The organism is Pantoea sp. UBA5035, from assembly GCF_002415245.1.
Lineage (GTDB): Bacteria > Pseudomonadota > Gammaproteobacteria > Enterobacterales > Enterobacteriaceae > Pantoea > Pantoea septica.
In genome coordinates, this window is sequence record NZ_DICD01000015.1 from 309288 (window position 1) to 335442 (window position 26155).

A 26155-nucleotide genomic window follows, 5' to 3' on the forward strand; every position below is an offset into this window, starting at 1 on the left:
GATAACAATAACCATATAAGCTGCTTGCGGATAATTTAACAGGTTAAGGTAGCGTCGTTCGATAATTAACCGGTTTATTATGCTGGAGTCGGCGGATTTATCAGCTAATTTGAACAACAAATCAGCAAAATGGCTTCCAGTAATGAGAACGAATGGGTAAAAGTTGATCCTTCGCACAGAATTGCCAATTAATTCATTAAGTAAAAGAAGAAAGCGTTTGCGTAGGGAGCCAGAGGCAGAAAAATGCGATTTTTACCGTCTCGACATCAAAATAGCGATCCGCTAACCTCGAAATTTCCATCTACAGGACGTATTCATGGCAGCTTTAGTAAACCTGGCACTGGTGGGCGATTACCGCGCCAGCGCCGTTGCGCATCAGGCTATTCCTCTGGCTATCGATCGCGCCGCCGCGCATCTGGGCGCCGCCGTCAGCTTTCGCTGGCTCTCTACTGACCAGCTCGGCGATCTGGGCGCCGTGAAAGAGAGCGACGCCGTCTGGGTCGTGCCGGGCAGCCCCTATAAAAACGATGAGGCGGTGTTTAAAACCATTCGCTGGGCGCGAGAACAGCAGCTCCCGTTTCTCGGCTCCTGCGGCGGTTTTCAGTATGCGGTGATTGAGTATGCCCGCAACGTGCTGGGCTGGGAGGATGCGAATCACGCCGAGACCGACGAGGGCGGCCGCATGGTTATCGCGCCGCTTAGCTGTTCGCTGGTGGAGCAGCGGGGCGAAGTCAGGTTCGCGCCGGGATCGCGCATCGCCGAGGCCTACGGCGCGCAGTCAAGCGATGAGGGCTACCACTGTAATTTCGGCGTTAATCCCGCCTTTAGCGAGGCGCTGGAAGGGGAGAATTTGCGTATCACCTCATGGGACGCTTCGGGAGATGTGCGCGGCATTGAACTGACCGATCACCCTTTCTTCGTCGCGACCCTGTTCCAGTCGGAGCGGGCGGCGCTGCAGGGGAAAGATTCGCCGCTGGCGATCGCCTGGCTGCAGGCGGCGCTGGCAGGGCGCTGAGGCACAACGGGCGCGGCGCGCCCGTCAGATTTCCGTCTTGTCGGGAAACTCGCACAGATCTTCAATCAGGCAGGCGCCGCAGCGCGGCTTGCGCGCGACGCAGGTGTAGCGGCCGTGCAGGATCAGCCAGTGGTGACAATCCACCTTAAACTCGGCCGGCACCACTTTCAGCAGCTTCGCCTCGACCTCTTCCACGTTCTTGCCTGGCGCGAAGCGAGTGCGGTTGCTGACGCGGAAAATATGAGTATCCACGGCGATAGTCGGCCAGCCGAACGCGGTGTTCAGCACCACGTTAGCCGTTTTGCGCCCGACGCCAGGCAGCGCTTCCAGCGCGGCGCGATCTTCCGGCACCTCGCCGCCATGCTTCTCCAGCAGAATACGGCAGGTCTTGATCACATTCTCAGCTTTGCTGTTATACAGGCCGATCGTCTTGATATGCTCTTTCACGCCCTCTACGCCCAGCGCCAGCATCGCGGCGGGGGTATTGGCTACCGGATAGAGCTTCGCGGTCGCCTTATTGACGCTGACGTCGGTCGCCTGCGCCGACAGCAGTACGGCGATCAGCAGCTCGAACGGCGAAGTAAAATTGAGTTCGGTGGTGGGATGCGGGTTGTTGTCCCGCAGCCGGGTAAGGATCTCTCTGCGTTTCGCCTGATTCACACCGCTTTCCCTGCAGGCGCGTGCGGTTCGGCCGCCGCGGCTTCAGCATCGCGGCGCGCGACGCGCTGTTTCAGTTTCTGATCGATCAGGTATTTCGCGGCCAGCAGCATGCCGAGGCCGATAAAAGCGCCTGGCGGCAGCATCGCCAGCAGCATTGGCGAGTCGAAGTGCACCACCTCGATGCGCAGCGCCCTGGCCCACGGGCCGAGCAGCTGATCCGCGCCGTTAAACAGCGTGCCGCTACCGATCAGCTCGCGAATCGAGCCGAGGGTGACCATGGCGCAGGTTGCGCCCATGCCGATAGCGAAGCCATCCAGCGCGGCAAGGGGAATGCTGCTCTTTGAGGCGACCGCTTCAGCGCGGCCGACTACGATGCAGTTGGTGACGATCAGCGGAATAAAGATGCCGAGCGACTCATAAAGGCCATAGGCATAGGCGTTGATCAGCATCTGCACGCAGCTCACCACCGAGGCGATGATCATCACGTAGATGGGGATGCGGATTTCCGACGGCACCCAGCGGCGCGAGGCGGAAATGGCGCTGTTGGTTATGGTCAGCACCAGCGTGGTCGCCAGACCGAGTCCCAGCGCGTTGGTCGCCGTCGAGGTGACGGCCAGCAGCGGGCAGAGCCCCAGCAGCTGCACCAGCGCCGAGTTGTTTTTCCACAGGCCGCCTACCAGCAGGTTTTTGGCTTCACTCATTTGCGTCTCCACATTCGGGCAGCGACGAGACGTTGCCGCTCAGCGTTTCAATCAGTAGCGCGGCGCGCTTCGTGGCGTTAACCACGGCGCGCGGCGTAATGGTGGCACCGGTAAACTGGTCGAACTCGCCGCCATCTTTCTTTACCGCAAAGGCTTTGTCGTCGGCGCCGTGCACCACTTTGCCGTTAAAGCTGTTAATCCAGTCAGAGATCCGCAGCTCGATCTTGTCGCCAAGGCCGGGGGTTTCGTGATGTTCGATAACGCGTACGCCCAGTACCTTGCCGTGAAAATCGGCGCCGACCAGCATCTGTATCGCACCAGAATAGCCATCCGGCGCGGTGGTCTCAAGCGCGGCCGCCACCGGGGCATCGCCTTTGCGCGCCAGATAGAGGTGGTGCGGCGCGGCGTTGCCCAGCGCGGCATCGGTGACAAGGTAACATTCGCGCTGAATCTGATTATCGTACAGATCCACCGGGACCACCTGATCCAGCAGGTTTTTCTGATTCAGCGCCGTCTGATGGGCAATGGTCGGTTTGGTTACGTAGTTCACCACGGCGGTCAAACCGGTCGTGAACACCGCGAACAGCGCCAGGGTAACGGCGTTTTTACGGATAGTCTCAAGCATCGATCACTCCTTGCGATGGCCGTAGACGCGCGGCTGCGTGTAGTAATCGATTAGCGGCACGCAGATATTCGCCAGCAGCACGGCAAAGGCGACGCCGTCGGGGTAACCGCCAAAACTGCGGATCAGCCATACCAGCAGACCAATCAGCGCGCCGTAGAGCAGACGCCCGCGGTTGGTGGTGGAGGCGGTCACCGGATCGGTGGCGATAAAAAACGCCCCGAGCATGGTGGCGCCGGAAAAGAGGTGGATCAGCGGCGTGTTAAGGCTCTCCGGGGAGATCAGCCAGCCCAGCGTGGCGCAGAACCCCAGCGACAGCAGCATCGCCGCCGGAATATGCCAGCGAATGGCGTTTTTCCACAGCAGGAACAGGCCGCCGGCCAGATAACCGAGATTGATCCACTGCCAGCCGAGCCCGGCCAACACGCCGGTATAGATCGGCTGCGCCAGCAGCTGCTCCGCGCTGTGACCGGCGCGCAGGCCGGTTTTAAACGTATCCAGCGGCGTTGCCTGGCTGACGCCGTCGACGCCGAGCTGCAGCTGCTGCATGGTATCGCCCGCCAGCGTATGGCCGGTAAAGATCATGCTCAGCGAATCGAGCAGGCCCGGTTTCACCGCCTGCAGCGCGTCGGGCGGCAGCCAGCTGGTCATCTGCACCGGGAAGGAGATTAGCAGCACCACGTAGCCGACCATTGCCGGATTGAACGGGTTTTGTCCGAGACCGCCGTAGAGCTGCTTGGCGATAACGATAGCGAACAGGGTGCCGATCACCACCAGCCACCAGGGCGCAAGCGGCGGCAGGCTGATGCCAATAAGCACGGCGGTCAGCAGCGCGGAGTTGTCCGCCAGGCTGGGAGCGATCGGCGCCTTGCGCAGCCGCAGAATGGCCGCTTCCGCCAGCCACGCGGTCAGGACCGCCAGCAGCACCTGCAGCACGCTGCCGTAGCCAAAGAAATACCACTGCGCGGCGAAGCCGGGGACGGCCGCCAGCACCACCAGCAACATAATGTTGCCGGTGCTGCGACGGTTATGGGTATAAGGGGAGCTTGCGATACGAAAAGCCATTTATTCCTCAAACGTCGACGGCGGCTGCGCTTTACGCGCTTTCGCCCGGGCGATAGCGGCAGCGACGGCTGCCTTGCGCGCGTCTTCCGACGGACGCGCATCACTGTTTGCAACGTCGAGGGTCACGACGTCCTTTTCTGATGCCTGCGCGGCAGCGGCTTTCTTCGCTTTGGCGCGGGCGATGGCGGCTTCAACTGCCGCCTTGCGCGGATCGACCGCTGGCGCATCCTCGACCGGCTGCACCTCTTCGGTCGGCGTGCCGGCGGCGGCCTGGGCCGCTTCAGCTTTCTTCGCTTTGGCGCGGGCGATGGCGGCTTCAACTGCCGCCTTGCGCGGATCGACCGCTGGCACATCCTCGACCGGCTGCACCTCTTCGGTCGGCTTGCCGGCGGCGGCCTGGGCCGCTTCAGCTTTCTTCGCTTTGGCGCGGGCGATGGCGGCTTCAACTGCCGCCTTGCGCGGATCGACCGCTGGCACATCCTCGACCGGCTGCACCTCTTCGGTCGGCGCGCCGGCGGCGGCCTGGGCCGCTTCAGCTTTTTTCGCTTTGGCGCGGGCAATGGCAGCTTCAACTGCCGCCTTGCGCGGATCGACCGCTGGCGCATCCTCGACCGGCTGCGTCTCTTCGGTCGGCGCGCCGGCGGCGGCCTGGGCCGCTTCAGCTTTCTTCGCTTTGGCGCGGGCGATAGCGGCTTCAACTGCCGCCTTGCGCGGATCGACCGCCTCAGTCTGGGATTCTTCCGCCGCTTCCGGCTGCGCGACTTTCTTCGCTTTAGCGCGGGCGATGGCGGCTTCCACCGCCGCTTTGCGCGGATCTTCCGTCTGGCGGGTCACCGGCTGGGTTTCCGCTTGCGCTTCCGCCTGACGCAGATGCGCCTGCGCATGGCGCGCCTGACGCTGCGCTTCCTCTACCGCCGGATCGACTACGCCCGCCGCCTGGCGTTTCGCCATAACGCGTTCACGGGCGGCGGCCAGCTCGCCTTCGTCGCTGCGCGCTACGCGCTGTTTCGCCTGTTCATGCTTCGCTTCACGCGCCAGCTTCTCACGTTCCAGACGCGCCTGGCGCGCCTCGAAGCGCGCTTTCGCCTCGGCGGTGCGCTTCGCTTCAAGATCGATGGCGCGCAGTTCCGCCTTCTCCTGCCGGTAGTACTGCACCAGCGGAATATTGCTCGGGCAGACATAGGCGCAGGCGCCGCACTCGATGCAGTCGTCGATATGGTGGGCGCGCGCTTTATCGTGATCGCCGCCCTGGCTGTACCAGTAAAGCTGCTGCGGCAGCAGTTTCGCCGGGCAGGCGTCGGCGCAGGCGGAGCAACGAATACAGGATTGCTCTTCGTCGTTGTTGCCCATTTCGCTGGCGGAGGGGGCGAGAATGCAGTTGGTGATCTTCACCACCGGCACGTCGAGCGACGGCAGGGTAAAGCCCATCAGCGGGCCGCCCATAATCACCATCTGACGTGGCGCGGGCGTAAAGCCGACCTGATGCAGCAGATGGCTGATAGGGGTGCCGATGCGGCTCCAGACGTTGCGCGGCTGCGCAATCGCCTCGCCGGTCAGCGTCACCACGCGCTCGGTGAGCGGCTCGCCGTCGATCACCGCGCGCTTCACCGCCCAGGCGGTGCCGACGTTCTGCATCAGCACGCCGATATCGGTAGAGCGTCCGCCGTGCGGCACTTCCAGTCCAGTAAGAATTTTGGTGAGCTGCTTTGCGCCGCCGGAGGGATATTTGGTCGGAATCACGCGGATTTGCAGATCGCGCTCGCCGCCCAGCGCCTGCTTCAGCGCGGCAATCGCTTCCGGCTTGTTGTCTTCGATGCCGATCAGCACGCGCTCGGCCTGCAGCACCCAGGCGAGGATGCGGCTGCCTTCCAGCACTTCGGCGGCATAATCCTGCATCAGGCGATCGTCAGCGGTGATATAGGGCTCGCACTCGGCGGCGTTGATAATCAGGGTTTTCACCCCGCGCAGGCCACCGCGCAGCTTGGTGCCGGTGGGGAAACCCGCGCCGCCAAGGCCAGCGACGCCCGCGTCGTGAATACGCTGCACGATGGCGGCGCGCTCGCGCTGGCGGTAGTCCGCCATCGGCTCAAGCAGCGTCCAGCGATCTTCGCCGTCCGGCGACATAAAAATGCACAGCTCCGACAGCCCGGAGGGGTGCGCGGTCATATGCTGGCCAATGGCGTCGATGGTGCCGGAGGTCGGCGCGTGCACCGGCAGCATCCGGCCGCTGCCGAAAGTCAGCGGCTGGCCGCGCAGCACGCGATCGCCTGGCGCGACGCAAATCTCGCCCTCATGGCCGATATGCTGCTTCAGCGGGATAATAAAGCGGTCCGGCAGCGGCAGCTGGCTCAGCGGCGTGCCGTTCGACTGGGTTTTCATTTCCGGCGGATGAATACCGCCCTCGAAATCCCACAGCTTCTCTTTACGAAAGATATTCAACAGATTAAGCATGACTTTCTACCGGGATCACCCGTACAGGAATGGTCTCAAGATCCCATTTCCAGTTAGCGGTGGTGGTCGCCACAGGACGCATTTCGATGCAGTCGGTGGGACAGGGGGCAACGCAGAGGTCGCAGCCGGTGCAGACGTCGCTCAGCACGGTATGCATGGCGCGCGTTGCGCCGACAATGGCGTCGACCGGGCAGGCCTGGATGCACTTGGTGCAGCCGATGCAGTTCGCTTCATCAATCCAGGCAACGGTGCGCACCGGCTCTTTCGCCGTTTCGTCACCGTCAATCGGCTGCGGGTCAACATTCAGCAGCGCCGCCAGCTTGAGCATGGTCTGCTCGCCGCCCGGCGCGCATTTATTGATCGCCTCGCCGTTATTGCCCACCGCGTCCGCATAGGGACGGCAGCCGGGATAGCCGCACTGGCCGCACTGACTTTGCGGCAGCAGTTCGTCGATCTGCTCGACGATGGGATCTTCTTCGACTTCGAAGCGGCGCGAGGCATAGCCGAGCAGGGCGCCGAACACCAGACTCAGCGCGCTCAGAACGATAATGGCAATCCAGATCGCGCTCATCAGAATTTCACCAGACCGGTAAAGCCCATAAACGCCAGCGCCATCAGGCCGGCGGTCACCAGCGCGATAGAGGAGCCTTTAAAGGGGGCAGGCACGTTTGCCAGCACCAGACGTTCGCGCATGCCGGCGAACAGCACCATCACCAGCGAAAAACCGAGCGAGGCGCTGAAGCCGTAAAGCGCCGCCTGCAGAAAGGTATGATTAAGATTGACGCTGAGCAGCGGCACGCCGAGCACCGCGCAGTTGGTGGTGATCAGCGGCAGAAAGATGCCGAGCAGCCGGTAGAGCGACGGGCTGGTTTTACGCACCACCATTTCGGTGAACTGCACCACGACGGCGATCACCAGGATATAGGCCATAGTGCGCAAATAGACGAGGTCGAGCGGCACCAGTATCAGGTGGTTTACCAGCCAGGCGCAAATCGACGCCAGAGTAATGACGAACGTGGTCGCCAGGCCCATGCCGATCGCCGTTTCCAGTTTTTTGGAAACGCCCATAAAGGGGCAGAGGCCAAGAAATTTCACCAGAACGAAGTTGTTCACCAGCACAGTGCCTACAAACAGCAGCAGATAATCGGTCATTTTTTCGCCATTGATTCGGAAAGCGGCCCATTATCTGTGATCTGTGACGCTATCTCAACCACTGCGCGAAACGCAGTGCGCTGTTTCGCACTCAGAATTAAATTGTTGACGAAACTCACGGCGTTACGGCTGGATAAAGGTCGATTTCACGCGCTGAGAGCGTTTGAAATAGGGCACGAACACCGCCGCGGCAAGCAGCGCCAGCAGCAGCGTCTGGGCGGCCTTGCCGTCGGAGACCGGCGTAAACGCGAAGGTCTTCAGCGCCAGCAGCAGCGTGACCAGCAGCCAGATAATGTAGTGGCGCGGCAGACGGCGCGAGCGTTTGCAGAAAATCCAGCAGACCCACAGGCTGTAGAGCCAGACGGCGAGCGCGGTCAGCAGGGAGATCGCCCAGTTGGTCACCAGCATGCCGCCGTGCGAAAACAGCGTGGCGCGCCATACCGGATTAAACAGGGGGCTGAGGTACATCGCCAGCACCATCGCGCTGGTGAGCATCATCATAATCAGCCAGGCGAGCGGCACAAGCAGCCAGCCGCCCAGACGCGGCGCGGTTATCGATTCATTCATCGAGGAGATCCTGTTGCGACAAGGAAAGCGAGGAGGATAACACGTTCAGACAGGGCCTGCCTGCGCAGAGGCGGCGTCTCGCCGGCAGGCCTGATAAACCTTAATCAGACCACGTAGCGCCACACCGTTTTCGGCACGCGACCCAGGTCGTAGAGTCGCCCACCGGAGGCCAGCTCAGCGCGACGGTGATCAGCCGCGCGGTACATGCTGATAATCTCGTTGTCATCGGTAAGCGAGTAGTTAAGGTGATCGTAGAGTTTTTCCAGACTTTCCAGATTATTCACTTTGCGGAATTTGAGCAGGTAATCTTGCGCAGTCATGATTGCCATAATTAGAGAGAACAGAGAAGCGGTCAGTATAGGGAGCAGGGGCGGGCTGTCCAGCGACTTATTCTGGAAAAAAGACAAATTCTTAATTTTTGTTTATCAATGCGCTAAAAAAACCACTTTTGATCATCCGCGCATCAGTAAAGCGAAACGGCAAAAATCTGGCAGGCCGCTTTTGGCGCTGCGCCGCTGCGCTAACCGCCGTCAGTGAGGGGCACATGCGTTACTTCTGCTTTCTCAGGTGAAAACCGCTTCGCTTAGGGCATGAAAGCATGATCAATTACGCGCCCCGATGCGCTGGCTGGATAAAGGCAGATAATAATCTCTCTTTCATCAGTCAGGAGCCTCTTGATCCGCTGCGCTAACATTGCCGTGTTAAGCCGCTTAACGCGCACCACTGTGCGGGAAATCACAAAATTGTTATCTCGCCTGCACGACAGGCGGTGACCAAAGTTTACGTATTATTGTAATCGCTTTCAGAGGAAGATTTCATAAGCGATTCTGTTTATTACATTTATTTAACCAGCACGTTTAAATAACTCAGTCGTTTTGTCCATGAACGCTAGCGCGCCAGACTGCCATACCTGCACGTAACCCCTTTAATTTGAACCGATTTGTGAAGCGCGTCGCCCTTATTCACGCCGATTTACGCCAGGCTAAACGGGCTCTTTACCCTTACTCGCAAAAGCCCTTCAGAGGAATGCAAACTATGTGGAAACGTTTACTTTTGACCAGTCTGGTCAGCGCCGCACTCACTGCACCGGTAATGGCGGCAGACCTGACGGTCGGCTTCTCTCAGGTCGGCTCCGAATCGGGCTGGCGCGCAGCAGAGACCAGCGTGGCGAAAAGCGAAGCGGCGAAACGCGGCATCACGCTGAAAATTGCCGACGGTCAGCAGAAACAAGAGAACCAGATCAAGGCGGTACGTTCGTTCATCGCTCAGGGCGTCGACGCGATTTTTATCGCGCCAGTGGTGCAGACCGGCTGGGAGCCGGTGCTGGAAGAAGCTAAAGACGCCAAAATTCCGGTCTTCCTGCTCGACCGCGCCATTGTAGTGAAGGATAAATCGCTCTATATGACGGTGGTCACCGCCGATAACGTGCTGGAAGGCAAGCTGATTGGCGACTGGCTGGCGAAAACCGTCGGCGACAAGCCGTGCAACGTGGTCGAACTGCAGGGCACCGTGGGCGCCAGCGTCGCCATCGACCGCAAGAAAGGCTTTGCCGAGGCGATCGCCGGGCATCCCAATATCAAGGTGGTGCGCTCGCAGTCGGGCGACTTTACCCGCAGCAAGGGTAAAGAGGTAATGGAGAGCTTTATCAAGGCGGAAAACAACGGCAAGAACATCTGCATGGTTTACGCCCATAACGACGATATGGCGATCGGCGCGATTCAGGCGATTAAAGAGGCTGGGCTCAAGCCAGGCAAAGACATCCTCACCGGCTCAATCGACGGCGTGCCCGATATCTATAAGGCGATGCTGGCGGGCGAGGCCAACGCCAACGTCGAGCTGACGCCGAACATGGCAGGCCCGGCATTCGACGCGCTGGAGAAGTTCAAAAAAGACGGCACGCTGCCGCCGAAGATCACCAAAACCGAAACCCGGCTCTTTTTGCCAGCCGATGCGCAGGCGCAGCTGGATTTGAAAAAAGGCATGGGTTACTGAGCCGCGAGCCGCTCTCAGGAGCGGCTTTTTATCTGTTGAGGCGGGGCTGACAAGATGATTAGGCACAATGACGATGCGCTGCTCACCATCAGCGGCGTCAGCAAAGGGTTTCCCGGCGTGAAGGCGCTGGATAACGTGTCGTTTAGCGTGCGCAAAGGCGAAATTATGGCGCTGCTGGGCGAAAACGGCGCGGGCAAGTCGACGCTGATTAAGGTGCTGACCGGGGTCTACAGTCGCGATGCGGGCACGCTGACGCTGAACGGGCAGACCATTGCGCCGCGCAGCACCGCCGATGCGCAAAAGATGGGCATCGGCACCGTTTATCAGGAGGTCAATATGCTGCCGAATATGTCGGTGGCCGACAACCTGTTTATCGGGCGCGAGCCGCGCCGACTGGGCATGGTGGACCGCCGCAAGATGGTGCGCGATGCCGACACGCTGATGCGCAATTACGGTTTTATTCTCGACGTGACGCGTCCGCTGGGACACTACTCGGTGGCGATGCAGCAGATTATCGCCATCTGCCGCGCGGTCGATCTCTCGGCGCAGGTGCTAATCCTCGACGAGCCGACCGCCAGCCTCGACGCCAGCGAAGTAGAGATGCTCTTTACCCTGATGGCGCAGCTGAAGGCCAAAGGGATGAGCCTGATCTTCGTCACTCACTTTCTCGATCAGGTCTACCGCATCACCGACCGCATTACGGTGCTGCGCAACGGTCAGTTTATCGCCACGCGCGATACCGCCACGCTGCCGCAGATTGAACTGATCAAGCTGATGCTGGGGCGCGATCTGCTGGAGACCGCGCTGCAGCGCCAGGGCAGCACGCTGCGCAGCAATCAGCCGGTGGCGTCGTTTCGCGACTACGGCAAGAAGGGCACCATTGAGCCTTTCGACCTTGAGGTGCGTCCAGGGGAAGTGGTGGGACTGGCTGGGCTGCTTGGCTCCGGCCGCACCGAGACCGCCGAAGTGCTGTTCGGCATTCGCCGGCCCGATCGCGGCACGGCGACCATTAAAGGCAAACCCCAGACGATCCGCTCGCCGGCGCAGGCGTCGCGGCTCGGCATCGGTTTTTGTCCGGAGGATCGCAAGACCGACGGCATTATCGGCGCCGCCTCGGTGCGTGAAAATATTATCCTGGCGCTGCAGGCGCAGCGCGGCTGGCTGCGGCCGATCAAGCGGCGCGAGCAGCAGGCGATCGCCGAGCGCTTTATCAAGAGCCTCGGCATCCGCACGCCGCATGCCGACCAGCCGGTGGAGCTGCTTTCCGGCGGCAATCAGCAGAAGGTGCTGCTGTCGCGCTGGCTGGTGACCAAACCGCAGTTTCTGATCCTGGACGAACCCACGCGCGGCATCGACGTCGGCGCCCACGCCGAGATTATTCGCCTGATCGAATCCCTGTGCGCCGATGGCCTGGCGCTGCTGGTGATCTCTTCCGAGCTGGAGGAGCTGGTGGGCTACGCCGATCGCGTGGTGATTATGCGCGACCTGAAACAGGTGGCGGAGATCCCGCTTGAGCAGCTTTCGGTGGCGTCGATTGTTAACGCCATCGCGGACGGAGGGGCACAACATGCTTGAATCCCATATGACGAAGCCAGAACGCCGTAAGTTTCGCCTGCCGCCGGGCCTGCCGCAGATCGCCGCGCTGATTCTGGTGCTGCTGGTAGATAGCCTGGTGGCGAATAATTTTTTCGCCGTGCATCTGCAGGACGGCCGTCTGTTCGGCAGCCCGATCGATATTCTTAACCGCGCCGCGCCGGTGGCGCTGCTGGCGATCGGCATGACGCTGGTGATCGCTACCGGCGGTATCGATCTTTCGGTGGGCGCGGTGATGGCGATTGCGGGCGCGACCGCCGCTACTCTGACGGTGTCGGGTCATAGCCTGACGACGGTGATTTTTTCCGCGCTGGGCGCCGGGCTGCTGTGCGGGCTCTGGAACGGCGTGCTGGTGGCGCTGCTGCGCATTCAGCCTTTTGTCGCCACGCTGATTTTGATGGTGGCGGGGCGCGGCATCGCGCAGCTGATTACCCAGGGGCAGATCGTGACCTTCGACAGCGCGGCGCTCGGATGGCTGGGCAGCGGGTCGCTGTGGCTGCTGCCGGTGCCGGTGTGGATTACCCTGGCGGCGGCGCTGCTGGTCTGGCTGCTGACGCGCAAGACCGCGCTCGGGCTGTTTATCGAGGCGGTAGGGATTAACCTGCGCGCCGCGCGCAATGCGGGCGTGACCGGCTGGCTGGTGGTGATGTCCACCTATGTGATTAGCGGGCTGTGCGCGGCGGTGGCGGGCCTGATCGTGACCGCCGATATTCGCGGCGCCGACGCCAATAACGCCGGCCTTTGGCTGGAGCTGGATGCGATTCTCGCGGTGGTGATCGGCGGCGCCTCGCTGATGGGCGGCCGTTTTAATCTGGTGCTGTCGCTGATCGGCGCGCTGATTATTCAGGCGATGAATACCGGCATTTTGCTTTCCGGTTTTCCGCCGGAGCTGAATCAGGTGGTGAAGGCGGTGGTAGTAATGGGCGTGCTGCTGCTGCAGTCGCCGCGCTTTCTGGCGATATTGAAACGGAGACGGCCTCAATGATTAAACGTCATCTTCCCCTGATGATTACGCTGCTGGTGTTTGTCGCCGGCTATCTGTTCTGTCTGAGTCAGTTTCCCGGCTTCGCCTCGACGCGCGTGATCTGCAATATTCTGACCGATAACGCTTTTCTGGGCATTATCGCCGTCGGCATGACGTTTGTGATCCTCTCTGGCGGCATCGATCTGTCGGTGGGCGCGGTGATCGCCTTTACCGGCGTGTTTCTGGCGCGCGCCATCGGCGATTTGCATATTCATCCGCTGCTGGCGTTCGCTATTATTCTGGCGGCGGGCGCGCTGTTCGGCGCCATGATGGGCTGGCTGATCGACGCGCTGAAGATCCCGGCGTTTATTATTACGCTGGCGGGGATGTTTTTTCTGCGCGGCTGTAGCTATCTGGTGTCGGAGAATTCGATTCCCATCGATCATCCGCTGTACGCCACGCTCTCCAGCCTGGCGTGGAAGGTGCCGGGCGGCGGTCGTCTGAGTTTGCTGGCGCTGGTGATGCTGCTGGTGGTGGCGGGCGGCATTTTGCTGGCGCACCGTACGCGCTTCGGCAATCAGGTTTATGCGGTAGGCGGCAATGTGACCTCGGCGCAGCTGATGGGCATTTCCACGCGCGCCACCACGATTCGCATTTATATGCTGTCGACCACGCTGGCGACGCTGGCGGGCATCGTTTTCTCGATTTATACCTCGGCGGGCTATGCGCTGGCGGGGCTGGGCGTTGAGCTTGACGCTATCGCCTCGGTGGTGATTGGCGGCACGCTGCTCTCCGGCGGCGTCGGGACGGTGCTGGGCACGCTGTTTGGCGTGCTGATTCAGGGGTTGATTCAGACCTGGATTAATTTTGACGGTACGCTGAGCTCCTGGTGGACCAAGATCGCCATCGGCATTTTGCTGTTCGCCTTTATCGCGCTGCAGCGCCTGCTGACGGTGATGTGGGATCGGCAGAAGAATGCGCCGGTGAAGCGTATAGCGACCTGACCAGTCGGAGTCGAGTTAAGCCGCCTGCGGGCGGCTTTTTTTGTGTCTGGGAAAATATGCGGTGTGGCTGTAAGAGTGTGCGGCGTGAAAGGGGGTTCTGCCCGATCGCAAAGGATTCCCGCATCCATGCGGATCGGCCTCGCCTTACTCGCCCCATCCCTGGGGCTCGCCCGCACGCGGGCCAACGCTACGCGTTGTTCAAAAACGCTCCCGGCGTTTTTGTCCATGGCTCGGACGCTTTGCTCTTCGGGCAGAACCCCCTTCCACGATGAGCATTTTATGGCTGTTTAAAACCATCGCAATTATGTGGCTCGGACGCTTTGCTCTTCGGGCAGAACCCCCTTCCACGGTTGAGCATTTTTATGGCTGTTTAAACCCATCGTATTTATGCCGATCGGCCTTGTCTTACTCGCCCCATCCTTGTGGCACGCCCGCAAACGGGCAACAGCCACGCGTAGTTCAAATACGTTCCCGGCGTTTTGTCCATGGCTCTGGCGCTTTACTCTTCGCCCAAAATTTCTTCCACGCATAAGCATTTTTAGGGCTGTTAAAACAAACCGCACAGAGTTTCATAAAGGAGGGAGGATGGGCAGTGGAGTGAAGCGTCCGAGCCAGGGATGGCGAGGCCGAGGCTCCAGGGATGGATTTACGCCGTCTTCACGGAACTGCCCATCTTCCCGACTGGGCAGCGCGGTCTTTCTTAAACAACAGCGCCGACTTTAAAAGTCGGCGCTGATTGCTCTCAACCCGCAGCTTAGCGCTTCGAACGGTAATACACCTCATTCCAGCGCAGCGCGTCTTTAAACGCCGGCAGTCGTGTGTGCTCGTCGATCACCAGCACTTCGATGTCGTTCATCTCGCCGTAGAGATACATATCCTCCAGCGTCAGCGCCTGGCTGAACACCGTATGGTGCGCGCCGCCGCCCAGAATCCAGGCCTCGGACGCGGTGGCCAGCGACGGCTGGGCACGCCACAGGGCGCGCGCGACCGGCAGCTTCGGCAGCGGCTTCGGCTGCTCAATCGCATCTACCACATTCACCAGCAGGCGGAAACGGTCGCCCATATCGATCACGCTGGCGTTCACCGCGCGGCCGGCCGGGGTAGAGAAGATCAGGCGCGCCGGATCCGCTTTGCCGCCAATGCCGAGGAACTGCACGTCGATCAGAGGCTTCTCCTCTTTGGCAATAGAGGGGCAGACCTCCAGCATGTGCGAGCCTAATACCAGATCGTTGCCTGGCGAGAAGTGATAGGTGTAATCCTCCATAAAGGAGGTGCCGCCAGGACGATCGCCCGCCAGCACTTTAAAAATGCGCAGCAGCGCGGCGGTTTTCCAGTCGCCTTCGCCGGCGAAACCGTAGCCCTGGCCCATCAGGCGCTGCACCGCCAGTCCTGGAAGCTGCGTCATGCCGTGCAGCGTCTGGAAGTTGGTGGTGAAGGCTTTGCAGCCCTCGCTGTCGAGGAAGCGCTTGATGCCGATCTCGATACGCGCCGCGTCGAGCACGTTCTGGCGCTTCTCGCCGCCGCTGGCCGCCACGTCGCTGAAGCGATAGAGGCTTTCATACTCGTCGATCAGCGCGTTGACCTCGCCGTCGCTTACCTGATTAATCACCTCAACCAGATCGCCGACGCCCCAGCCGTTGACCGCGTAGCCGAACTGGATCTGCGCCGCGACTTTATCCCCTTCGGTCACCGCCACTTCGCGCATATTGTCGCCAAAGCGCGCCACTTTCAGCTGCTGGCTGCTCTGCTTCGCGAAGGCGGCGCGCATCCAGTTGCCGATGCGCTGCTGGCTTGCCGCATCCTGCCAGTGGCCGGTGATTACGCTGTGCTGTAGCCCCATGCGCGCGCCGATAAAGCCGAACTCGCGGCCGCCGTGCGCGGTCTGGTTCAGGTTCATAAAGTCCATATCCATGCTGTCCCACGGGATCTCCGCGTTGAACTGGGTATGGAACTGCAGCAGCGGCTTGTTCAGCACGCTGAGCCCGCCGATCCACATTTTGGCGGGCGAGAAGGTGTGCAGCCAGGTAATGATGCCGACGCAGCTATCGTCGTGGCTGGCGTCGCGGCAGACCGCCAGCGCTTCATCCGGCGACTTCACCAGCGGTTTGGCGATAAGCTTTAACGGCAAGGCGGAAGAGGCGTTCAGGCCGTCGACCACCTGGCGCGCGTGCTCTTCTACCTGACGGAGGGTTTCCGCGCCGTAAAGATGCTGGGTGCCAATCACAAACCATACGCTGTGCGCGTTGTACTGATCCATAAAACCACTCCTTAATTAGCGTTGGCGGGGCGCGACGCATACTGCGGCTCAGCCGCCGCGCACCAGAGTTGATAACGTTCGTAAAGCTGCTGATAGCGCGCGACTCGGGCGGCGTCGGGCTGAAGCGTGACGGCAATCGGGCTGGCCATCGCTTTCTGCGCCTCAGGCACCGAGGCGTAAACGCCCGCGGCGACGGCGGCGAAGATCGCCGCGCCCAGCGCACAGCACTCGTCAGAGGCGACGATATCGAGCGGACGGTTCATCACGTCGCAGCACGCCTGCATGATGGCAGGCGATTTGCGCGCGATGCCGCCCAGCGTGAGGATGTTCTCGACCGGGATCTGCTGCTGTTCGAAGCACTCCATAATGGCGCGCGCGCCGAAGGCGGTGGCGGCGATCAGACCGCCGAACAGCGCGGGCGCGTCGGTGCCGAGATTCAGATCGGTGATGACCCCTTTCAGGCGCTGGTTGGCGTTGGGGGTGCGGCGACCGTTGAACCAGTCGAGCACCACCGGCAGATGATCCAGCTGCGGATCGGCAGCCCAGGCTTCGGTCAGCTGGCGGATCAGGTTGCGCTGCAGCTCAGCCAGTTGCGGCTGAAGTTCAGGATGCGCCGCCGCCGCCTGCTGCAGTGGCCAGCCGAGCAGGCGGCTGAACCAGGCGTAAATATCGCCGAACGCCGACTGGCCCGCTTCGCAGCCGATGGCGCCCGGCATGACGCTGCCGTCGACCTGGCCGCAGATGCCTTTAATGGCGCGGTCGCCGACCTGTTCTGCATCGGCGATCAGGATGTCGCAGGTAGAGGTGCCGATCACTTTCACCAGCGTATAAGGCTGCGCGCCTGCGCCGACGGCGCCCATATGGCAGTCGAACGCGCCACCGGCGATGGTGACGGTCTGCTTCAGGCCGAGCCGCTGCGCCCAGTCGGCGCTCAGCGTGCCGACCGGAATATCGGCGGTCCAGGTGTCGTGAAACAGCGGCGAGTCGAGCTGCTGGGTCAGCAGCGGGTCGAGCGCGTTAAGAAAGTCGGGGTCGGGCAGTCCCTGCCAGTCGGGATGCCACAGCGCCTTATGCCCGGCGGCGCAGCGGCTGCGGCGCAGGCTGGCTGGGGCGGTGGTGCCGCTCAGCAGCGCCGGCACCCAGTCGCACAGCTCAACCCATGATACGGCGGCGTCGCGCACCGCGGCGTCGGCGCGCGAGACGTGCAGAATTTTCGCCCAGAACCACTCAGATGAGTAGATGCCGCCAATATAGCGGCTGTAGTCGGTAAAGCGGCCGCTGCGGCAGAGCTGGTTAATCGCTTCCGCCTCTTCAATCGCCGTGTGATCTTTCCACAGCACGAACATGGCGTTGGGGTTGTCGGCAAAGTCGGGACGCAGCGCCAGCACGTTGCCGTCGCGGTCGATGGGCGCGGGCGTCGAACCGGTGGTATCAACGCCGATACCAGTGACACTGTCACGTTGTTCCGGCGTCAGCGCGTCAAGCACGCCCAGCAGCGCCTTTTCCATCGCCTCAATATAGTCCAGCGGATGGTGGCGGAAGCGGTTGGTGTGGGGATCGCTGTACAGTCCCTGCTGCCAGCGCGAGTAGTTCACGACGGCGGTTTTCAGCTCGCTGCCGCTGTCGCAGTCTACCGCCAGCGCACGCACCGAATCACTACCAAAGTCGAGGCCCAGAGTGATGGCTCCAGCACGCATCGGAAATCTCCTGTTATGAATAATCGACTCTTATCCTGTGGCGGCGGCGCAGGAAACGTTATTCCCCAATCGCTGAGAATATGCACTTTTCTGTCATGAGCAGCGATTTTGTGATCGCCGACAAAAGTTACCGGTCGGTTAAAATTGCTGAATATATGGAACATTTTGTCGTGATTTCAGGGTGTGATACCGCTCTACATTTTTCATCGCCTTTCCCGCTACAACTAGCCCAGCGTTTGCACAGGCTTTACTCATTCGCCCGTCTAACGCGCTGATTTTCATCTGTACCCAAAAAAGAAAATTGACTGGTAGCGTTTACACCGATTCGTTAACAGCAGGGAAAAACACCCTGGCTCCGGAGAGCATCATGCATAAATTCACTAAAGCGTTCGCGGCCATCGGCCTGGCAGCGGTTATGTCACATTCCGCTATCGCCGAAACCATGAAGCTGGGTTTTCTCGTTAAGCAGCCTGAAGAACCCTGGTTCCAGACCGAATGGAAATTCGCGGACAAAGCCGGTAAGGATTTAGGCTTTGAAGTGATCAAAATCGCCATTCCCGACGGCGAGAAGACCCTTAACGCCATCGACAGCCTGGCCGCCAGCGGCGCGAAGGGCTTTGTTATCTGTACCCCCGATCCCAAACTCGGCTCCGCTATCGTCGCTAAGGCACGCGGCTACGATCTGAAGGTGATCGCCGTCGACGACCAGTTCGTCAACGCGAAAGGCAAGCCGATGGACAGCGTGCCGCTGGTAATGATGGCCGCCACCAAAATCGGCGAGCGTCAGGGGCAGGAACTCTATAAAGAGATGCAGAAGCGCGGCTGGAACGCCAAAGAGACCGGCGTGATGGCGATTACCGCCAACGAGCTCGATACCGCGCGCCGCCGCACCGGCGGATCGATGGATGCGCTGAAAGCGGCCGGCTTCCCGGCGGCGCAGATCTATCAGGTGCCCACCAAATCCAACGATATCCCTGGCGCGTTTGACGCCGGTAACTCGCTGCTGGTGCAGCATCCGGAAGTGAAACACTGGCTGATTGTCGGCATGAACGACAACACCGTGCTGGGCGGCGTACGCGCCACCGAAGGCCAGGGCTTTAAGGCGGCGGACGTGATCGGCATCGGCATCAACGGCGTCGACGCCATCAGCGAACTGTCGAAAGACAAAGCGACCGGCTTCTACGGATCGCTGCTGCCCAGCCCGGACGTGCACGGCTACAAGAGCAGCCAGATGCTCTATGAGTGGGTGAGCAAAGGGGCTGAGCCGCCGAAATTCACCGAAGTCACCGACGTGGTGCTGATTACCCGCGACAACTTCAAAACCGAACTGGCGAAGAAAGGGTTGATGTAAACCCGCGTACCGTGCCGCCGCCTGCGCGGCGGCACCTTTACGGTAAACCAGAGGAGTTACCATGAATAGCGAGCCAACCTTTCTGTCGTTTCATGGCATCAGCAAGACGTTTCCCGGCGTTAAAGCGCTGCAGGATATCTCATTCGACTGTCGCGGCGGCGAAGTGCACGCCCTGATGGGCGAGAACGGCGCAGGCAAATCGACGCTGCTGAAAATTCTCAGCGGCAGCTATCAGCCCAGCGGCGGCGAAATCCGCATTAAAGGCGAGCCGGTTAGTTTTCAGCATACCAGCGAGGCGCTGGATGCCGGCGTCGCCATTATCTACCAGGAGCTGCATCTGGTGCCGGAAATGAGCGTGGCGGAGAACATCTACCTCGGTCAGATCCCGCACAAACGCGGCCTGGTGAACCGCAAGGTGCTGCGCTACGAAGCGGGCCTGCAGCTGAAAAACCTCGGCATGGATATCGATCCCGATATGCCGCTGAAATATCTCTCCCTCGGCCAGTGGCAGATGGTGGAAATCGCCAAGGCGCTGGCGCGCAACGCGCGCATTATCGCCTTTGACGAGCCGACCAGCTCGCTGTCGGCGCGCGAAATCGAGAACCTGTTCCGCGTGATCCGCCAGCTGCGCGCGGAAGGGCGCGTGGTGCTCTACGTCTCGCACCGCATGGAGGAGATCTTCGCCCTCAGCGACGCCATTACCGTATTTAAAGATGGCCGCTACGTGCGCACCTTTACCGATATGGCCAACACCCATCACGACGATCTGGTGCAGGCGATGGTGGGACGCAACCTGGGCGATATCTACGGCTATACGCCGCGTCCGCACGGGCCGGTGCGCCTGGTGCTGGAGAAGGTCGAGGCGAAGGGCGTGCGCGAGCCCATCTCGCTCGAGGTGCGCGCCGGTGAAATCGTCGGCCTGTTCGGGCTGGTGGGCGCCGGACGCAGCGAGCTGATGAAGGGCATCTTCGGCGCGACCCGGCTGCGCGGCGGCCGCATTCTGCTGGACGGCGAGGTGCTGAAGCTGCGCGAGCCGATCGACGCGATCCGCGCCGGCGTAATGCTCTGCCCGGAAGACCGCAAAGCCGAAGGGATCATCCCGGTGCACTCGGTGCGTGACAACATCAATATCAGCGCGCGACGTCACAACCTGACCGCCGGCTGCCTGATCAAAAATCAGTGGGAGACGCGCAACGCCGACAGCCATATTCGCTCGCTCAATATCAAAACGCCTCACGCCGAGCAGCTGATCATGAATCTCTCCGGCGGCAACCAGCAGAAGGCGATTCTCGGCCGCTGGCTGTCGGAAGAGATGAAGGTGATCCTGCTGGACGAGCCGACGCGCGGCATCGACGTTGGCGCCAAGCATGAAATCTATAACCTGATCTATCAGCTGGCGAGCAAAGGCATCGCGGTGCTGTTCGCCTCCAGCGATCTGCCGGAAGTGATGGGCCTGGCCGACCGCATCGTGGTGATGCGCGAAGGCGCCATCGCCGGCGAACTGCTGCATGACGCCGCCACGGAGCAGCAGACGCTGAGCCTGGCGATGCCCAAAACCACCCAAGCGGCCGCTGTGGCCTGACAGAGGAAAATATTATGTCTTCATCCACAACTTCAGGTACGCCGCCGGTGCAGCAGCGCAGCGGCATGCGCTTCGGGCGTATCTGGGATAACTTCGGCATGCTGGTGGTGTTCGCGCTGCTGTTCGTCGCCTGCGCCGTGTTCGTGCCTAACTTCGGCTCCTTTATCAATATGAAGGGGCTGGGCCTGGCGATGTCGATGTCGGGCATGGTGGCCTGCGGCATGCTGTTCTGCCTCGCCTCCGGCGATTTCGACCTGTCGGTCGCCTCGGTGATCGCCTGCGCGGGCGTGGTCGCCGCGGTGGTGATCAACATGACCGAAAGCCTGTGGATCGGCGTCTTCGCCGGTCTGCTGATCGGCGTCGCCACCGGCTTTGTCAACGGCTTTGTGATTGCGCGTCTGAAAATCAACGCCCTGATCACCACGCTGGCGACCATGCAGATCGTGCGCGGCCTGGCCTATATCTTCTCTGACGGCAAGGCGGTCGGCATCGAAGATGAGCGTTTCTTTACCCTCGGCTTCGCCAACTGGCTCGGCGTGCCTGCGCCGATCTGGCTGACCATCGCCACCATGCTGATTTTCGGCTTCCTGCTCAACAAAACCACCTTTGGCCGCAACACGCTGGCGATCGGCGGCAACGAAGAGGCGGCGCGGCTGGCGGGCGTGCCGGTGGTGCGCACCCGCATCATCATCTTTATTCTCTCCGGGCTGGTATCGGCGGCGGCGGGCATTATTCTCGCCTCGCGCATGACCAGCGGCCAGCCGATGACCTCGCTGGGCTATGAGCTGGTGGTGATCTCCGCCTGCGTGCTGGGCGGCGTCTCGCTGAAGGGCGGCATCGGCAAAATTTCCTATGTGGTGGCGGGGGTGCTGATCCTCGGCACCGTTGAAAATGCGATGAATTTACTCAATATCTCGCCATTCTCACAGTACGTGGTGCGTGGTCTGATACTGTTAGCGGCGGTGATTTTCGACCGCTACAAGCAAAAGCATAAAGCCTGACGGCAAAAAGAGGCGGCGCCCCGGCGCCGCGCTCTGTTTAACCCTGACTGAGTGAGGACGTTATGTATCACCGTGAATCCACAGCGGCGCAGCAAAATCCTCTGTTGCCCGGTTATCCCTTCAACGCCTGGCTGGTCGCCGGGCTGACGCCGATTGCGGCCGACGGTCCGCTCGATTTTTTTATTGACCGTCCGCACGGTATGAAAGGCTTCATTCTAAACCTCACCATTAAAGGCAAGGGCCGGGTGTTCGACGGCGAAAACGGCTTTGACTGCCTGCCGGGCGATATGCTGCTGTTTCAGCCCAAAACGCCGCACTACTACGGGCGCGCCTCGGACAGCCCGGAGTGGCATCACCGCTGGGTCTACTTCCGTCCGCGCGCCTACTGGAACGACTGGCTGCAGTGGCAGGACGCGCGCGAAGGCGTCGGGCGGCTGCATCTCAATGAGACGCTGCGCGCCGAGTTCGACCGCCTGTTCGCCAGCATCGAGCAAACCCATAATTCCGGCCGCCGCTTCGCCGAAGAGCTGGCGATGAACCTGCTGGAGCGCCTGCTGCTGCGCGCGGTAGAGGAAGATCCGCGCAGCCATCAGCAGGTGCGCGACCCGCGCATCATCGAGGCCTGCCAGTACGTCACCAACCATCTGGCCAGCGAAGTGAAGATTGAAGAGGTGGCGCGCCACGTCTGCCTGTCGCCGTCGCGCCTGGCGCACCTGTTCCGCGAACAGATGGGCGTCAATCTGCTGCGCTGGCGCGAAGATCAGCGCGTCATCCGCGCCAAGCTGCTGCTGCAAACCACTCAGGAGCCGATCGCCAGCGTCGGGCGCGAAGTAGGCTATGACGACCAGCTCTACTTTTCACGCGTGTTCCGCAAACGGGTCGGCGTCAGCCCCAGCGATTTTCGCCGTCGCAATCAGGATGCGCAGGATACCTTGCTCGCGGAAACGCCCTGGCCGATGGCGCAGAGTGCTATCTCCTGATTTTTCGGGGGATTCCTGCTTGTTCTAACCGACGCTATGGTCTTAAATCAGTCGGGTATGCGAATAAGAGGAGTGATAATGAGCGACAAACTTCGTGTTGGACTGATAGGGTACGGCTTCGCGAGCAAGACGTTTCACGCGCCGCTGATTGCGGGCACGCCGGACGTCGAGCTGGCCGCCATCTCCAGTAGCGACGAAGGGAAAGTGCACGCTGACTGGCCGCAGGTGAAAGTGGTGGCCGATCCTCAGGCGCTGTTAGAGGACCCGTCGCTGCAGCTGATCGTGATCCCGACGCCCAACGATACCCACTTTCCGCTGGCCAAGGCTGCGCTGAACGCCGGCAAGCATGTGGTGGTGGATAAACCCTTTACCGTGACGTTGTCACAGGCGCGCGAGCTGGAAGCGCTGGCGAAGGCCAAGGGCCTGCTGCTTTCCGTATTCCACAACCGCCGCTGGGACAGCGATTTCCTGACCCTGAAACAGCTGCTGAAAGAGGGCACGCTGGGCGAAGTGCGCTATTTTGAATCGCATTTCGATCGCTTCCGCCCTGAAGTGCGTCAGCGCTGGCGCGAGATGAAAGGCGCCGGCAGCGGCATCTGGTACGATCTGGGGCCGCATCTGCTCGATCAGGCGCTGCAGCTGTTCGGCGCGCCGGTCGCCATCAATGTCGATATGGCGGAGATGCGTCCTGGCGCGCAGACCACCGACTACTTCCACGCCACGCTCACCTATCCGCAGCGTCGCGTGGTGCTGCACGCCAGCATGCTGGTGGCGGCCGAGTCGCCACGTTATGTGGTGCACGGCACGCGCGGCAGCTATGTGAAATATGGTCTGGATCCGCAGGAAGACCGGCTGAAGGCGGGCGATTTTCCGCCGGCCGAGGACTGGGGCTACGATATGCGCGACGGCGTGCTGACGCTGGCCGACGGCGAAGGCGTCAAGGAAGAGACGCTGATGACACAGCCGGGCAACTATCCTGCCTATTATGCGGCGGTGCGCGACGCGATCAGCGGGCGCGGCAATAATCCGGTAACGGCGGAAGAGGCGATCCAGGTCATGGAGCTGATCGAGCTGGGACTGCAGTCGGCGGAAAAGCGCCAGACGCTTTCGCTGAAGTAACGAAAGAACCGGCTGCGTGCAGCCGGCTTTTGCCGAACAGGGCCGCCTTGGCGGCCTTTTTTTACGCCTGCACTTTATTGCGGATAGCGGTTTTCTCGGCGTCGCTCAGGAAGGCGATGGTCAGGCCATTCTCCTGCGCCTGGCGGATCTGCGCGGCGCTCAGCCCGGCGGCGGGCGCGGCGTGCTGATACTCGTGCGCCAGCTCAATGCCCTGAACCGCCGGATCGTCGGTGTTGATAGTCGCCAGGATGCCGTGCTCCAGGAACTGTTTTAGCGGATGGTGTGCCAGCGAGGAGACGGTGCTGGTCTGAATATTGGAGGTGAGGCAGGACTCGATGCCGATGCGGTGCTCGGCGAGAAAATCCATCAGCGCGCGGTCTTCAATCGCCTTCACGCCGTGGCCGATACGCTCGGCGCCCAGCTCGCGGATCGCCTGCCAGATGCTCTCCGGTCCGGCCGCTTCGCCCGCATGCACCGTGACGCGGAAGCCGGCGTCGCGCGCCTGAGTAAAGTGGCTCAGGAACTCGCTGCCGGGAAAGCCCAGCTCGTCGCCTGCCAGATCGACGGCGGTGATATGATCGCGGTGCGCCAGCAAGCCTTCCAGCTCGCGCAGGCAGGCTTCGTCGCCGAAGGTGCGGCTCATAATGCCGATCAGGCGCACGTCGACGTTATATTTCTGACAGCCCGCTTTAATCCCGTCGATAACGGCTTCCACCACGCCCGCCACCGGCAGATTATGGTTCATCGCCATATAGCCCGGGGAGAAGCGCAGCTCGGCATAGTGGATGCCGGCGCGCGCCGCATCTTCCACATTTTCCAGCGCGATGCGGCGGCAGGCGTCGAGATCGCCCAGCACCTTAACGCCCCAGTCGAGCTTATTTAAAAAGCTCACCAGATCGGGCTGGTTTTCCACTACCTGAACGTGGGGGCGCAGCGCTTCCAGCGTGGCGGCGGGCAGGGCGAGGTTAAACTGGCGGCCTAAATCCAGAATGGTTTGCGCGCGGATGTTGCCGTCAAGATGGCGATGGATATCGGTAACGGGAAGGCTGGAATCGAACATGCTGCACTCTCTGACAGGAATAAAAGTGCAGACCATTATAGAAACAACTTGCGCAACATAGCGAGTCCTTTGCGCAACCCGCGCCGCAACTGCTGGGATAGTAAGCGAAAGGGCGGCTGTTCAGCCGCCCGTTGTCACACCCTGAGCGCGTGCAGCGCCGCCAACAGGCGGCTGACGCCATCCTCCAGCTTGCTGCGTGGACAGCCGGCGTTAAGACGCAGAAAGCCCCGGCTTGCGTCGCCGTAGGTCGAGCCAGGCATCATCGCCACTTTTTGCCGCTGGATAAGCTGCTGCTGAAGTGCCGCCTCGTCGACGCCGAGCGGGTTGAGATCGATCCACGCCAGATAGGTCGCCTGCGGCGGCTGCCAGCCAAGCTGCGGAAAGGCGCCGTTGAGCCGCTGCGCCAACCACTGCATATTCGCCCGCAGATAGTCGCGCAGCGCGTCGAGCCAGGGCGCGCCATGGCGATAGGCGGCGATGTGCGCCGCGACGGCAAGAACCGCAGGGGAAGAGAGGCCGTCCGCCGCTTTCATCTGGCGCAGAAACGCCTGACGATCGGCAGGGTCGGGAATGATTCCCCATGCGCCGGTCAGCGCCGGCACGTTAAAACTCTTCGATGCCGAGGTGAACAGTGCCCAGTCGCTGCGCGCCACTTCGCTCCAGGGCAAATGCACAACATCAGCCATGACCATATCCATATGGATTTCATCGCTGATCACGCGGACCTGATAACGTTCGCACAGCGCCGCCATCTGCGTCAGCTCGTCGCGCGTCCAGACCTTGCCGGTGGGGTTGTGCGGGCTGCAGAGCAGCATCACTTTGCAGCGCGGCCGGGCGAGCTGCTGCTCAAGCGCCTGCATATCGCAGCGCCAGCCCTGGGCGTCACGCTGCAGCGGCTGCGTCAGAATCTGGCGTTGACTGGCAGTCAACAAGGCGTAAAAGGCATCGTAGGCGGGCGTGTGGATCAGCACTTCGTCCCCTGGCGCGCTCCAGCGGCGCACCATCTGCGCCACCATATAGATCACCGACGGTGCGTAGACCAGCGAGCTCTCATCCGGCGTTGTGTTAAATCGCGTCTGCATCCAGTGGCAGACTGCCGAGAGAAAGTCGCTATGCTGCCAGCGGCTGTAGCCGAACACGCCGTGATCGAGCCGCTGCTGCAGCGCCGCGCGAATCGCGGGCGCGACGGCGAAATCCATATCCGAAATGGTGAAAGGCAGCAGATCCGGCGCGCCAAAGCGATCGGCGACAAAATCCCACTGGGTGCAGTAGCTGCCGCGCCGGTCAATAACCTGGTTAAAATCGAAATGTTCCGTCATATG

Annotated in this window: 24 protein-coding genes; 11 read left to right on the plus strand and 13 right to left on the minus strand. The window is 61.3% G+C overall.

All coding sequences use genetic code 11. The features are described from left to right. Positions 1 to 316: 316 nt before the first annotated feature. Complete coding sequence (locus B3229_RS12930) at positions 317 to 1015, plus strand: CTP synthase C-terminal region-related (seleno)protein (RefSeq protein WP_048781189.1); 699 nt, start codon at positions 317 to 319, stop codon at positions 1013 to 1015. A 24-nt stretch (positions 1016 to 1039) separates the two neighbouring features. On the opposite strand, the gene nth is transcribed toward B3229_RS12930, so the two are convergent. The 9 genes from nth to ydgT all read right to left on the minus strand — a co-directional run bounded on the left by nth (position 1040) and on the right by ydgT (position 8553). Then, positions 1040 to 1675 (minus strand): endonuclease III, encoded by a 636-nt coding sequence (nth, locus tag B3229_RS12935; RefSeq protein WP_286871300.1) that lies wholly within the window; start codon positions 1673 to 1675, stop codon positions 1040 to 1042. Continuing rightward, on the minus strand, positions 1672 to 2376 hold the full coding sequence (locus B3229_RS12940; protein ID WP_286871302.1) for an electron transport complex subunit E: 705 nt from the start codon (positions 2374 to 2376) through the stop codon (positions 1672 to 1674). Before B3229_RS12940 ends, nth begins: the two co-directional genes overlap by 4 nt. After that, on the minus strand, positions 2369 to 3001 hold the full coding sequence (rsxG, locus tag B3229_RS12945) for an electron transport complex subunit RsxG (protein ID WP_033747401.1): 633 nt from the start codon (positions 2999 to 3001) through the stop codon (positions 2369 to 2371). Before rsxG ends, B3229_RS12940 begins: the two co-directional genes overlap by 8 nt. A 3-nt stretch (positions 3002 to 3004) precedes the next feature. Beyond that, positions 3005 to 4063, minus strand: coding sequence for an electron transport complex subunit RsxD (gene rsxD, locus B3229_RS12950; protein ID WP_286871305.1), 1059 nt, complete (start codon positions 4061 to 4063; stop codon positions 3005 to 3007). After that, positions 4064 to 6514, minus strand: coding sequence for an electron transport complex subunit RsxC (gene rsxC / locus B3229_RS12955; RefSeq protein ID WP_286871306.1), 2451 nt, complete (start codon positions 6512 to 6514; stop codon positions 4064 to 4066). It lies immediately after the preceding gene. Then, positions 6507 to 7085: an electron transport complex subunit RsxB gene (gene rsxB / locus B3229_RS12960; protein WP_033747391.1), complete on the minus strand. Its 579-nt coding sequence runs from the start codon at positions 7083 to 7085 to the stop codon at positions 6507 to 6509. The genes rsxC and rsxB overlap by 8 nt, the downstream gene beginning before the upstream one ends. Then, the gene (gene rsxA / locus B3229_RS12965; protein ID WP_033747388.1) at positions 7085 to 7666 is read right to left on the minus strand and encodes an electron transport complex subunit RsxA; all 582 of its coding nucleotides are present in this window, start codon (positions 7664 to 7666) and stop codon (positions 7085 to 7087) included. Before rsxA ends, rsxB begins: the two co-directional genes overlap by 1 nt. Before the next feature lie 123 nt (positions 7667 to 7789). Further along, a complete protein-coding gene (locus B3229_RS12970; RefSeq protein WP_286871309.1) occupies positions 7790 to 8233 on the minus strand; it encodes a DUF2569 domain-containing protein in 444 nt (147 codons plus the stop codon). Positions 8234 to 8337: 104 nt separating this feature from the next. Continuing rightward, the gene (ydgT, locus tag B3229_RS12975) at positions 8338 to 8553 is read right to left on the minus strand and encodes a transcription modulator YdgT (protein WP_033747384.1); all 216 of its coding nucleotides are present in this window, start codon (positions 8551 to 8553) and stop codon (positions 8338 to 8340) included. Between ydgT and B3229_RS12980 the strand changes: the two genes are divergently transcribed. The 5 genes from B3229_RS12980 to yjfF all read left to right on the plus strand — a co-directional run bounded on the left by B3229_RS12980 (position 8552) and on the right by yjfF (position 13786). Then, entirely contained in the window at positions 8552 to 8770 is a 219-nt protein-coding gene (locus tag B3229_RS12980) for a hypothetical protein (protein ID WP_286871312.1), read from the plus strand. The two genes, ydgT and B3229_RS12980, sit on opposite strands and share 2 nt — an antisense overlap. A 498-nt stretch (positions 8771 to 9268) precedes the next feature. Then, positions 9269 to 10225 carry a galactofuranose ABC transporter, galactofuranose-binding protein YtfQ gene (gene ytfQ, locus B3229_RS12985; protein WP_048783510.1) on the plus strand — a complete coding sequence of 319 codons (957 nt, stop codon included), beginning with the start codon at positions 9269 to 9271 and terminating at the stop codon, positions 10223 to 10225. A gap of 54 nt (positions 10226 to 10279) precedes the next feature. Beyond that, positions 10280 to 11800 (plus strand): sugar ABC transporter ATP-binding protein, encoded by a 1521-nt coding sequence (locus B3229_RS12990; RefSeq protein ID WP_286871314.1) that lies wholly within the window; start codon positions 10280 to 10282, stop codon positions 11798 to 11800. Continuing rightward, complete coding sequence (ytfT, locus tag B3229_RS12995) at positions 11793 to 12803, plus strand: galactofuranose ABC transporter, ATP-binding protein YtfT (RefSeq protein ID WP_286871316.1); 1011 nt, start codon at positions 11793 to 11795, stop codon at positions 12801 to 12803. Before B3229_RS12990 ends, ytfT begins: the two co-directional genes overlap by 8 nt. Further along, positions 12800 to 13786: a galactofuranose ABC transporter, permease protein YjfF gene (yjfF, locus tag B3229_RS13000; protein ID WP_033747374.1), complete on the plus strand. Its 987-nt coding sequence runs from the start codon at positions 12800 to 12802 to the stop codon at positions 13784 to 13786. Before ytfT ends, yjfF begins: the two co-directional genes overlap by 4 nt. Before the next feature lie 754 nt (positions 13787 to 14540). On the opposite strand, the gene araA is transcribed toward yjfF, so the two are convergent. Together araA and B3229_RS13010 are read right to left on the minus strand one after the other, a co-directional pair. After that, positions 14541 to 16043: an L-arabinose isomerase gene (gene araA, locus B3229_RS13005; protein ID WP_286871319.1), complete on the minus strand. Its 1503-nt coding sequence runs from the start codon at positions 16041 to 16043 to the stop codon at positions 14541 to 14543. A gap of 11 nt (positions 16044 to 16054) precedes the next feature. Next, positions 16055 to 17740 carry a ribulokinase gene (locus tag B3229_RS13010; protein ID WP_048785065.1) on the minus strand — a complete coding sequence of 562 codons (1686 nt, stop codon included), beginning with the start codon at positions 17738 to 17740 and terminating at the stop codon, positions 16055 to 16057. A gap of 367 nt (positions 17741 to 18107) precedes the next feature. Between B3229_RS13010 and B3229_RS13015 the strand changes: the two genes are divergently transcribed. From B3229_RS13015 to B3229_RS13035, 5 genes are all read left to right on the plus strand, one after another. After that, positions 18108 to 19091 carry an arabinose ABC transporter substrate-binding protein gene (locus tag B3229_RS13015; protein ID WP_033747366.1) on the plus strand — a complete coding sequence of 328 codons (984 nt, stop codon included), beginning with the start codon at positions 18108 to 18110 and terminating at the stop codon, positions 19089 to 19091. A gap of 61 nt (positions 19092 to 19152) precedes the next feature. Next, positions 19153 to 20673, plus strand: a complete 1521-nt coding sequence (gene araG / locus B3229_RS13020) for an L-arabinose ABC transporter ATP-binding protein AraG (protein WP_048782398.1) — start codon at positions 19153 to 19155, stop codon at positions 20671 to 20673. A 14-nt stretch (positions 20674 to 20687) separates the two neighbouring features. Beyond that, positions 20688 to 21674: an L-arabinose ABC transporter permease AraH gene (gene araH / locus B3229_RS13025; RefSeq protein ID WP_033747362.1), complete on the plus strand. Its 987-nt coding sequence runs from the start codon at positions 20688 to 20690 to the stop codon at positions 21672 to 21674. Between the two features lie 62 nt (positions 21675 to 21736). After that, positions 21737 to 22654, plus strand: a complete 918-nt coding sequence (gene araC / locus B3229_RS13030) for an arabinose operon transcriptional regulator AraC (RefSeq protein WP_033789919.1) — start codon at positions 21737 to 21739, stop codon at positions 22652 to 22654. A gap of 78 nt (positions 22655 to 22732) precedes the next feature. Continuing rightward, the gene (locus B3229_RS13035) at positions 22733 to 23773 is read left to right on the plus strand and encodes an oxidoreductase (protein WP_048782396.1); all 1041 of its coding nucleotides are present in this window, start codon (positions 22733 to 22735) and stop codon (positions 23771 to 23773) included. A 61-nt stretch (positions 23774 to 23834) separates the two neighbouring features. Here the strand turns inward: B3229_RS13035 and add are convergent, their stop codons facing one another. Both add and B3229_RS13045 read right to left on the minus strand, forming a co-directional pair. Continuing rightward, the gene (gene add / locus B3229_RS13040; protein ID WP_033747357.1) at positions 23835 to 24833 is read right to left on the minus strand and encodes an adenosine deaminase; all 999 of its coding nucleotides are present in this window, start codon (positions 24831 to 24833) and stop codon (positions 23835 to 23837) included. A gap of 134 nt (positions 24834 to 24967) precedes the next feature. Further along, positions 24968 to 26152 carry a MalY/PatB family protein gene (locus B3229_RS13045; RefSeq protein WP_286871326.1) on the minus strand — a complete coding sequence of 395 codons (1185 nt, stop codon included), beginning with the start codon at positions 26150 to 26152 and terminating at the stop codon, positions 24968 to 24970. Positions 26153 to 26155: the final 3 nt, after the last annotated feature.

Bases quoted from the DNA above. Each gene is read 5' to 3' on its own strand.
- B3229_RS12930 (WP_048781189.1), top strand. From the start codon at position 317: ATGGCAGCTTTAGTAAACCTGGCACTGGTGGGCGATTACCGCGCCAGC.
- B3229_RS12940 (WP_286871302.1), bottom strand. From the start codon at position 2,376: ATGAGTGAAGCCAAAAACCTGCTGGTAGGCGGCCTGTGGAAAAACAAC.
- rsxG (WP_033747401.1), bottom strand. From the start codon at position 3,001: ATGCTTGAGACTATCCGTAAAAACGCCGTTACCCTGGCGCTGTTCGCG.
- rsxD (WP_286871305.1), bottom strand. From the start codon at position 4,063: ATGGCTTTTCGTATCGCAAGCTCCCCTTATACCCATAACCGTCGCAGC.
- rsxC (WP_286871306.1), bottom strand. From the start codon at position 6,514: ATGCTTAATCTGTTGAATATCTTTCGTAAAGAGAAGCTGTGGGATTTC.
- rsxB (WP_033747391.1), bottom strand. From the start codon at position 7,085: ATGAGCGCGATCTGGATTGCCATTATCGTTCTGAGCGCGCTGAGTCTG.
- rsxA (WP_033747388.1), bottom strand. From the start codon at position 7,666: ATGACCGATTATCTGCTGCTGTTTGTAGGCACTGTGCTGGTGAACAAC.
- B3229_RS12970 (WP_286871309.1), bottom strand. From the start codon at position 8,233: ATGAATGAATCGATAACCGCGCCGCGTCTGGGCGGCTGGCTGCTTGTG.
- B3229_RS12980 (WP_286871312.1), top strand. From the start codon at position 8,552: ATGATTGCCATAATTAGAGAGAACAGAGAAGCGGTCAGTATAGGGAGC.
- ydgT (WP_033747384.1), bottom strand. From the start codon at position 8,553: ATGACTGCGCAAGATTACCTGCTCAAATTCCGCAAAGTGAATAATCTG.
- ytfQ (WP_048783510.1), top strand. From the start codon at position 9,269: ATGTGGAAACGTTTACTTTTGACCAGTCTGGTCAGCGCCGCACTCACT.
- B3229_RS12990 (WP_286871314.1), top strand. From the start codon at position 10,280: ATGATTAGGCACAATGACGATGCGCTGCTCACCATCAGCGGCGTCAGC.
- ytfT (WP_286871316.1), top strand. From the start codon at position 11,793: ATGCTTGAATCCCATATGACGAAGCCAGAACGCCGTAAGTTTCGCCTG.
- yjfF (WP_033747374.1), top strand. From the start codon at position 12,800: ATGATTAAACGTCATCTTCCCCTGATGATTACGCTGCTGGTGTTTGTC.
- araA (WP_286871319.1), bottom strand. From the start codon at position 16,043: ATGGATCAGTACAACGCGCACAGCGTATGGTTTGTGATTGGCACCCAG.
- B3229_RS13010 (WP_048785065.1), bottom strand. From the start codon at position 17,740: ATGCGTGCTGGAGCCATCACTCTGGGCCTCGACTTTGGTAGTGATTCG.
- B3229_RS13015 (WP_033747366.1), top strand. From the start codon at position 18,108: ATGCATAAATTCACTAAAGCGTTCGCGGCCATCGGCCTGGCAGCGGTT.
- araG (WP_048782398.1), top strand. From the start codon at position 19,153: ATGAATAGCGAGCCAACCTTTCTGTCGTTTCATGGCATCAGCAAGACG.
- araH (WP_033747362.1), top strand. From the start codon at position 20,688: ATGTCTTCATCCACAACTTCAGGTACGCCGCCGGTGCAGCAGCGCAGC.
- araC (WP_033789919.1), top strand. From the start codon at position 21,737: ATGTATCACCGTGAATCCACAGCGGCGCAGCAAAATCCTCTGTTGCCC.
- B3229_RS13035 (WP_048782396.1), top strand. From the start codon at position 22,733: ATGAGCGACAAACTTCGTGTTGGACTGATAGGGTACGGCTTCGCGAGC.
- add (WP_033747357.1), bottom strand. From the start codon at position 24,833: ATGTTCGATTCCAGCCTTCCCGTTACCGATATCCATCGCCATCTTGAC.
- B3229_RS13045 (WP_286871326.1), bottom strand. From the start codon at position 26,152: ATGACGGAACATTTCGATTTTAACCAGGTTATTGACCGGCGCGGCAGC.